Here is an 8,707-nt window from a genome sequence, read left to right as displayed (position 1 = left end):
CAGTTGCACTCGCGTCACGCAAGAACATCTACCGGTCCAGGCCCCGCCGCGAGGGCGAATCCCACAGATTGATCACGACTCGATACGCGCCCTAGCGCGACTGGGAACAGCACAACTGCCGTCGGGTCACTGCCGAACCCCCCGGTCCACGCCAGCTCCAACGCGGCAATGACCACACACAGCACAGCCATCGATACCGATGACGGCGCAGACCCCGACCGGTTTCCCGCACGCCTGCCCCCGCAGTTGCGCCATCTCAACCCCAAACCCGCCCCTGTCGCGCAGTACTGGCTACTCGTTCCCGCGAGCACTTCGCCGCCACCCTACGCACATTACTGAACATGTTCAATAATGATTCAAGCGTGTGCGCCCGATATCGAGGCCGAGTCCGGTGGACAACCCACCGATCGCCCCGCCCCGTCGGACACGCCCTGGTGCCGTGACCGGAGGTCCGAGAGAACCCACGGGCCGGCAGGCGGTTGCGCCAGCCACTTCCCCGCGGTGCGGACGGTCGCCTCGTCGACATCGATCCGGTCGTCGTCCGGGACCCGACCGCGGTAGAAGACTCGCGCCCAGAGGTCGCCGCCCGGCCACTGGTCAGGGGCCTTGCCCGCGTGCGGGTGGACGGTCGGTGGTTCGGCGAAGCCGTGCTCGTGCACGCTGGCCTCGGTGACGCCCGGCGCGAACAGGTCGCCGCGCATTCCGGCCCATGTGATGTGGTAGCCGGACCCCTTGAGCGTGCGCAGCAGGTTCGGCTCCCAGGGCTTGACGAGATGGTTCTGGGTGCGGTGGCCGGCGGTGTGCGGGTAGAGCCCGGCCATCAGGGATGCCCGGGTTCGTCCGCGGGCTGCCCGGCTGACCCGTCGGCCACCGGTGGGACGGCAGCCTGTGGACCTAGGCGGTACACGCCCGGGGCACAGGCGCCGACTGCCTCGGGCGCAATCAGTTGCTCGCCTCCACGCTTGCCGAGGCCGCACCGCTGCCTCACGGACGTGAACCTTGCCGGAGGGTAGAAGGACGCTCAGCGGCCGCGCATGTGACCGCGTGAACACCCCTTCCGCCGGCCGGCGGGCGGCGCGGAGCCGCTTCGCCGGTCTTCACCCTCAGGCTGGTTCGGCCGACCAACCATCAAGCAAAGGGGCCATTTGACAGCGGTGTCGGTCCCGTGGGACGGGCGAAGACGTTCATCCGTGCCGAAGCAGCTGCCGTGTGAGAGGCAATCGGGGGGTTACGGGCGGCGTCCCCACGCGGAGATCATGGGGGCGGTGGCAAGGTCGAGGCGTCCGGTGGCGACGTTCGCCAGGTGGCGGTCGATCTCCCCGTCGGTGGTAAGCCCTTCCGCCACCAGACGGCGGCGGATCTGCCGCACGGTCGCGGCCTCAAGGACGGCGCATGCCGGCGACGTGATCGGGAAGTACGCATCGGCCTGAATGTCCTCGAGACCGGCCTCACGCAGCAGCCGGGGCAGGGTCCGCCCGTACGCGAGGTCCGCGCCGCGTGCCGCCATCAAGGCGCGGAAGCCGGACCGCAGCCGGTTGGCGAGTCGCTGTTCGGGACCAGACTCGTCCGGACACAACAGCGGCTGCAACCCCGGGTCGGCGTCCTCCAGGAGCAGCCAGCCGCCGGGCCGCAGCGCCTGGACCATCCGGCGCAGCGCCTCGGTGCGGTCGGTGACGTGTACCAGGACCAGTCGGGCGTGGACGAGGTCGAAGCCGCCGGGCGGCGGCGGGTCGGCCGCCACGTCGTGCCGCAGCACCTCGATCACACCACCGGCGATGCCCCGGGTCCAGGACACGTCGATGTCGGTGGCGATCACCGCTCCCGCCGGGCCGACTCGCTCGGCCAGCCCGAGGGGTACGGATTGTCCGCCGGCGCCGACCTCCCAGCACCGCATGCCGGCAGCGATCCCGAGCTGGTCGACATGCCGGAACGTCACCGGATCGAACAGCTCGCTGAGGGCGCCGAAGCGGATCCCTGCCTCCGATTGCTGGTTGTCCAGCAGGTAGCCGTGATCCGTGTCGTGTTCATCCATGTGGCGATTCTGGCAGAAGGGGCAGTCGGGCCCCGCTCGCCGAGCTGGCCGTCCGCCGGTCTTACGGGCGGATCAGTAGAGAATTCCGGGGCTGTCAAGGGTCAGAATGGTGCCGCTCGACCTGTTGGTCAGAATGGTGCCGCTCGACCTGTTGAAGGCCTTGAGCCTCGCGACAGCCGTAAGAAGCGTGAACCTCGAGGCGTCCGCATAAACGTGGTGGGACAGCACCTCGCTACAGGGCCTGAGGCTGGCGACTGCACCAGCGCCCTGGTGCAGTCCGACCCCGAAGGCGGCGCGTCGCAGCGGGCCGTGCGGGCACCGCGGCTGGCAGAGGCCGGACGCGCCGGGCGGACCACCCAGCGCTTGCGGCCCTCGCGGCCGTCGCCGGACGCGGCGGCCAGGTGGCTGTCACTGTCGCCGCCCGCGTCACCGGCCGGAGCCTCGTCGTCGCTCAAGGGGTGTGCGGGGTGATCCCTTCGCTCGCGGCTGGGAACCGCCGCACACCAGCGGCGGGCGAAGGGGAGAAACCGCCGCTGGCAGGGAGGGCGGCACCGGACTCCGTCCCGAGTGCGGGCCGGGGACGGAGCGGCGCTCCGTGCGGCGGACGGGCGGGGCCGCTCGGAGGACGGCGGCCCCGCGGCCATGCGGCACGCGACGGGTCCGTTGCCACGCCAACGTGCCGTCGGCTCCCAGGTGTTGGTGCCGTCCGCCGGTACGCCGTCGGGCAGTTCGGCGGCGGAACCAGTACAGATGTGCCGGTGGGTGGTCCGCGCGGCGAGGCGCCCGCAGAAACGGGTCCTTTTCCGTGCGGCCTCCCACCGAACCGGACATGACAGTTTTCCTGCCATCCGGCTCTCCGGCAACTACTGCGTGAGTGATTTGGCAGGCGGTTCGAGTGGATTCGGTCATGGCAGTCGCCGCAGGCCACAACGGTTTTGCGACGCCGCTGAAGCATGACGCGCGCCCACTCAGAAGGTGTGCTCGGACATGGCGAACTTGCACGTTGCCCTTGCGTCCGCATATCTCGCAAACATCCGCCAGAAGTCCCGCGACGACTTCCTTCTGCGGATAGCGCACTCCCGATTCAGTGCACAGCTCAGTATCGAGCTGAGGCATGCACACAGCAGCCCTGGCTGCTGTGATTCCGGCCAGGGGCATTCAGTCCGCCAGTTCCCCCAGCAGGGCCCAGGTGCGGCGCCGATCGGCCTCCCCTGCGATTTCCGTCCCTGAGAACACCACCTCCGTCGCCCCGGCGTCCCGATAGCGCCGCACCTCGGCAGCGACCGTCTCTTCGTCGCCGATCACGGCCACGTCAGCGGCACGCTTGCCGCCAGAGAGCTCGATGACCCGTGCGTAGGACGGGATCTGCTCGTAGAACGCGAGCTGTTCCGTGGCCTTCTCGCGCACAGAGTCGACGTCACCGGTCACCACCCCGGACACAAGTGCCACGATCCGGGGCGTGGGCCGGCCCGCGGCCTCTGCCGCCGCGATGACGGCCGGGACGATGTGCTCAGCCAGGGCGCGGGGCCCGGCGAGATAAGGCAGGATCCCTTCCGCCAGCTCACCACTGGCACGCAGCGCCTGCGGACCCATCGCGGCGACAAGCAGCGGCACGCCGGCCTCGGCGCCCGGCACGCGCGCAGGGATCGGCGTGGTCGCGGTCAGCAGCTCGCCGTGAAATTCGGCGGCGCCGGTCTCGGTCAACTGCCGTAACACGATGAGGAATTCACGCAACCGGGCAATGGGCCGCTCAAACGGGATACCGAAGCCGGCCTCGGTCAGGAGCTTGGTGCCGAGCGCGAGTCCGAGGTGATATCGGCCGTGCGTGGCCGCCTGCGCGGTCTGGGCCTGGCTGGAGACGAGCAACGGATGGCGTCCAAAGACAGGTATCGCGGACGTGCCCACGTGCAGGCCTGGCACCTCACGCCCGACGATCGCCGCGAGCTGAGGTGAATCGGCACCGAAAGTCTGCCCGAACCAGGCGGATCGCAGCCCCGCGGTCGCGGCTTCCCTGGCGAGGCGCACGGTGGCGTCGATCTGGTTACCGGCATCGGTCGCGTTGAGCGCAACTCCTACAGTCATGTCACTGCAAACCAACGGCAGGCGGCTGGGCATTCCGGTTCATATGTGACAGCTTGATGTCAGCTGTGTATACGCGGTGGCCGCGGACGCCTGGCCACCATCACACCCCGCATCCGACAAATCGCCGCGACATCGGCGATGCCATGGGCCGAGGGGCGGCTGACGGGTCCACGACGATGGCCACGAAGACCCAGGCCCGCTGTCCCCTGCCGGTTCCTCACCGACCTCATGCGCCTGGGTCGCAGGCCTGGCCCGCCCTTCTCTGCGCCGAGTGCACGATCTCGGCGCGAGACGGTCCGGAGCCGCTCGGCCAGAAGGAGGGGCGAGAGGTCGTGCGCTTGCGCCGGCCGCACGACATGGGTGAAGTTGGCGCCACCAAGGCATATATCGGACGTAGCCGTCGAGAGAAGGAACATCCCATGAAGATCGCAGTCATCGGCGGAACCGGGCTTATCGGGTCGCAGGTCGTGGAGAACCTGAACACGGCCGGCCACCAGGCCGTCCCGCACTCCCTGTCCACAGGCGTGGACGTCCTCACCGGCCAGGGCCTGGATGATGCCGTGGCGGGCGCCGACACCGTCATCAACCTGACCAACTCCCCGACCTTCGACGACGCCTCGCTCGCCTTCTTCCGGACGTCGATGGACAACCTCCTCGCCGCGAGCGAGAAGGGCCGTGTCGGGCACTTCGTCATCCTCTCCATCGTCGGCGTGGACCAGGTACCCGACCTGGACTACTACCGGGCGAAGGTGCTCCAGGAAGACATGCTCAAGGCCGGCCCGATCCCGTACTCCATCGTCCGTGCCACGCAGTTCATGGAGTTCATCGACGCGGCCCTGTCCTCGACCACCGACGGCGAGACCGTCCGTCTGCCGCGAACACCGCTCCAGCCGATCGCCGCCGCGGATGTCGCCCGTGTCGTCGCCGAAGTCGCCGCAGGCGCCCCGCTCAACAACGTCCTCAACATCGCAGGCCCCGACGTCTATCCCCTCGACGAACTCGGCCGGCTCACCGTCACCGCCAAGGGCGACGGACGCTCCGTCGTCGTCGATGACACCGCAGGCGTGTTCGCCGCCGCTCACGGCGACGTCCTCACCGCCCCGAACGGCGCCCGCATCGCCCCCACCCACTACACCGACTGGCTCTCCTGAACCGGCCGCGGCCTCCAGCGCTCCGGCCGTCCGACCTCCGGTCCCACGCCGAGCATTCGACACCGCGGAGCCGCCGACTGTGCGCCGGGGACGGATTCCGATGGACTCCGCTGACCTGCTCGTGTGGTCGTCGTCGCCCGAAGGCTCCCCCCAAGACCGGATTCGCCACCATCCGATTGCGGCTCGCACAGGGCGCGCATGTACCGAGCTGTGCGCGGGACGGGGACGAGTTCATGGCCTCGGTGTAGCAGTCGGCGGACGAGGACCTCGCCGTTGAGCGCTGACGACGTCCGCTTGCGACGTACCGAAGAAGAAGGCGTCACGCGTCTCGCCGACATGGCGCGTGATCGCCTCAGTGCAGGGGATTGGGCGCATGCTGCGGCGCGCTGGACCAGACCGATCAATGACCGCCGCGCCTGCACAACCCACGAGCTGACCCACAGGAATTGACAATTCCTCGACGGAACTACGGTCTGGACATCGGACCTGCCGGAGAGGTACTGGTCCTCAGGTGGATCGCAAAGGAGTCATCGAGCCGGCAGCCGGCCCCCGTGACGAAAGCGTGCGGGACAATGCGCGCCCCGCTCGCCCTGGCTCTTCCCTTCGGTCATCTTCCGCCGCATATAGGAGATTCTTTCCTCGGTGAATACGCCGCTCTCAGCTTCTGCCATGACTGTGCGCCCTCCCGGGAGGAGATGCGATGCGAGCCCGCGTGTGGCGTGCCCCCGGGACGTGTCGGCGGCCAGATCCGTGCCCACTCGGCGCAGACCCCACCTCGACCCGCGGCGTTGTGACCGGCACCGTCGCTTCCCACTGGCGAGGCCACAGCCGTGGCCGCCGCCGTGGAACCGATTGCGCACAGCACATCAACGATCCCGGCCTCGTCTTCCTCGACATCACCGAAGCCGACGAAGCAACCGCCGACGCGCCCGCGGCCACACTCGAACTGCACTGTAAACAGCAGGAATTGGACTCATACGAAGGCTCCCGGTAAACCGGGCGCCAGAGTACAGATGCACGCAGACACCCGCCGCCTCCCCGCCGGCTCCGCATGAATCCAGCAGCCCAGTACCGGAGAGCGGGGCTGTCCGACGTCCGGGCCGGCCGATCCATCTCCAGGGTCAGCCGTGGAGGGCATAGCGGGTCAGGCGGGAGCGGGCGGCCTGTTCGCTGCCCCCTGGAGCCTGGGCGACGGTGTTCCACTGCGGTCCGTCCACGGTGTCAATGCTGAACGCGGCGCCAGTCACCACCCGCTCGGTGACGCGTTCCAGGGCCGCGACCGCCCGGAGTGCCGCCAGTGCTTCGTCGGCGATCAGAGCAGTGCGGCGCTCGACTGACCGAGGAGGGCAGTGAGGCCCCGGCCCGGCGGCACGACGCAGGTTCCGCTGCGGTCGCGGACCCGACCGGCCACCCACGGCTTTACCCGTGCCGCACCGGGCCCGGCAGGCACATACCCGAGCCGGTCAACCGCCCCCACCCGACCCGGTTCTCCAGGTCGAACCCGATGATCAAGTGGACATGGCCTCCGCCGGGCCGGCGGGACACCGGTGCAAGTCGCGCCTCGAACCGGTGCCAGGACTATTCCGGAACCGGCATCTCCCCGGATACTGCAATTCCTGCCTTGCGGAAGTCGTTCAGCGCGGCAGCTGTTGTGTGCGGGGCGACGCCGACCGAGTAGTCGAGACGTACCCGTGCGCGAAATCCTGCAGCGACGGCATCCAGCGCGGTCGCACGCACGCAGTGATCCGTCGCGATGCCCACCACATCGACGTCCTCGACCCCACGGGCACGCAGCCAGTCCGCGAGGGAGGTTCCCTCCGCGTCCGCGCCTTCGAAGCCGCTCTTGGAGGCAGAGTGGGCGCCCTTGAAGAAAACGGCGTGCACCTTGCCGTCCGTGACGACGGGTGCGAAGTGGGGATGGAATTCACTGCCCTCGTTCCCTGCCACACAATGGACGGGGAAGCTGTCCTGGAAGTCCGGGGTCTCGGAGAAATGGCCGCCCGGATCGATGTGATGATCCCGGGTGGCCACAACGTACTGGTAGTCACTCCCTGCGCTCCGGTCGACCAGATCGGCGATGGCCGAGGCGATCCGCGCGCCTCCTGCGACGGGAACGCTACCTCCTTCGCAGAAGTCGTTCTGCACATCCACCACGATCAGCCCTCGGCTCATCACGAACACCTTTCAGAATTGTGGAACACAGGAAAGAACCGTTTCGGAAACCTGATCCGGCATGAGCCACGGGCACCCGATGACGCCGGGCACCCCGTGACGGAACCTTGCGCTGCGCGGCCGGGGTGCAGGAGACGACGGTGTCCGCGCACGGTCCGTCGGCAATGACGCTCAGCGCCTGAAGCTCCGCCTCATGGGCGGCCAGCTGCCGGCGCCGCTTCGTCGCCGCCCACTCCCCCACGTACCGACGACGAGAAAGCCCCGATTCCGCGTACCAGGTTCTTGATCATTCCCCGGGTATACCGGCCGCCGTCTGCCTCCTGGGCGGAGCGCGGCCTGCGGTCATCCGTACGGCCGACAAGGTTCACCGCAGGAACGATTCGCGGGGCACAGCTCGGAGTCTGTCCAGGAGTTGAGGCCGCGCAGCTGCGGGCTCGACGCCGACGTGTCAAGGACGTCTCTCTGTTCCTTTGGAGAGAGTCCGCGAGCTGAGCGTAGGGCTGGCCGCACCGTAGTTGGGTCAGGACCAGCAGCGCCTGCCGCCCGGCAGGCGGCCCACACCGGCGCATGCCTTGCTCGCGGCGGCGTGTGGTCAGCTCGCCGGCCAGGAAGCGCAGGACCGAGGTAGACGGATCGACGCCTGGCTGGGTGGACAAGCACGCAGAAGCTCCTGGTAGGACGGCATGGACGCGACAGTCACTCGTCCACCAGGAGCTTCTCTACGTCCACACACCACACTCAACGTCAACCACTCACCAGAAACGGCAAGTTGGCAAGACGGAGGAGGTGGGGGGGTGGATCCACTGGACGAGGAACCGCCAGGCGCACGCTCGCTATTTCGCGGGCCAGCTGCGGCGGCGGGAACTTCGAGCGGGCCGGCCCGGCGCCACAGGGGCAGCAGGCGGGGGTGCCGCCTGTAGCCGCGTACTCCTGCCCGGACCATCTGGAGCTGGTCCCAGGCGTCGGCGTGCCGACCGCTGTCGAGAAGGACGGCGGCGCGGTTCATGATGGAGTCGGCTGTGCGGGCGTCCTCGATGAGGCGGGTCGCCGGCACGGCCGGGGGCGGCCTCAGGGTGGTGCCTTCGGGTGCGAAGTACACGTAGTAGGCGATCTCGGTGGGATCGGTGATGTTGCGGCGGGCGAGGACCCAGTGCTCGACACCCTCCTCGCGCCACGGACGGATCGGCGCCCGGGCCCAGTCGTAGACGCGCTCGCCGTGGGCGCCCCGTCCGCATGAACGGCGCTTCCACGCCTGCCGGGGCAGGCTGGC

Annotated in this window: 7 protein-coding genes and 1 pseudogene; 2 read left to right on the top strand and 6 right to left on the bottom strand. The window is 68.9% G+C overall.

Annotation, left to right across the window (positions count from 1 at the left end):
- Positions 1-356: 356 nt before the first annotated feature.
- The 4 genes from ACZ7IB_RS48205 to ACZ7IB_RS48190 all read right to left on the bottom strand — a co-directional run bounded on the left by ACZ7IB_RS48205 (position 357) and on the right by ACZ7IB_RS48190 (position 4,114).
- Positions 357-821: a hypothetical protein gene (locus tag ACZ7IB_RS48205; RefSeq protein ID WP_470921644.1), complete on the bottom strand. Its 465-nt coding sequence runs from the start codon at positions 819-821 to the stop codon at positions 357-359.
- Between the two features lie 407 nt (positions 822-1,228).
- Entirely contained in the window at positions 1,229-2,032 is an 804-nt protein-coding gene (locus tag ACZ7IB_RS48200; protein ID WP_470921642.1) for a methyltransferase domain-containing protein, read from the bottom strand.
- A gap of 451 nt (positions 2,033-2,483) precedes the next feature.
- Complete coding sequence (locus ACZ7IB_RS48195; RefSeq protein ID WP_470921640.1) at positions 2,484-2,987, bottom strand: hypothetical protein; 504 nt, start codon at positions 2,985-2,987, stop codon at positions 2,484-2,486.
- A gap of 203 nt (positions 2,988-3,190) precedes the next feature.
- On the bottom strand, positions 3,191-4,114 hold the full coding sequence (locus ACZ7IB_RS48190) for an LLM class F420-dependent oxidoreductase (protein WP_470921645.1): 924 nt from the start codon (positions 4,112-4,114) through the stop codon (positions 3,191-3,193).
- 419 nt (positions 4,115-4,533) lie between these two features.
- On the opposite strand from ACZ7IB_RS48190, the gene ACZ7IB_RS48185 reads away from it, so the two are divergent.
- Together ACZ7IB_RS48185 and ACZ7IB_RS48180 are read left to right on the top strand one after the other, a co-directional pair.
- Entirely contained in the window at positions 4,534-5,265 is a 732-nt protein-coding gene (locus tag ACZ7IB_RS48185; RefSeq protein WP_470921639.1) for an SDR family oxidoreductase, read from the top strand.
- Between the two features lie 790 nt (positions 5,266-6,055).
- Complete coding sequence (locus tag ACZ7IB_RS48180; protein ID WP_470921638.1) at positions 6,056-6,259, top strand: hypothetical protein; 204 nt, start codon at positions 6,056-6,058, stop codon at positions 6,257-6,259.
- 584 nt (positions 6,260-6,843) lie between these two features.
- On the opposite strand, the gene ACZ7IB_RS48175 is transcribed toward ACZ7IB_RS48180, so the two are convergent.
- Together ACZ7IB_RS48175 and ACZ7IB_RS48170 are read right to left on the bottom strand one after the other, a co-directional pair.
- The gene (locus ACZ7IB_RS48175; protein ID WP_470921636.1) at positions 6,844-7,437 is read right to left on the bottom strand and encodes an isochorismatase family protein; all 594 of its coding nucleotides are present in this window, start codon (positions 7,435-7,437) and stop codon (positions 6,844-6,846) included.
- Positions 7,438-8,506: 1,069 nt separating this feature from the next.
- A pseudogene (locus tag ACZ7IB_RS48170) lies at positions 8,507-8,707 on the bottom strand (IS701 family transposase); the annotation flags it as partial.

It is taken from the genome of Streptomyces sp. NPDC037301 (assembly GCF_055602785.1).
The sequence above is the reverse complement of the archived record's forward strand: the minus strand, read 5'-3'. Positions and strand labels throughout refer to the sequence as shown.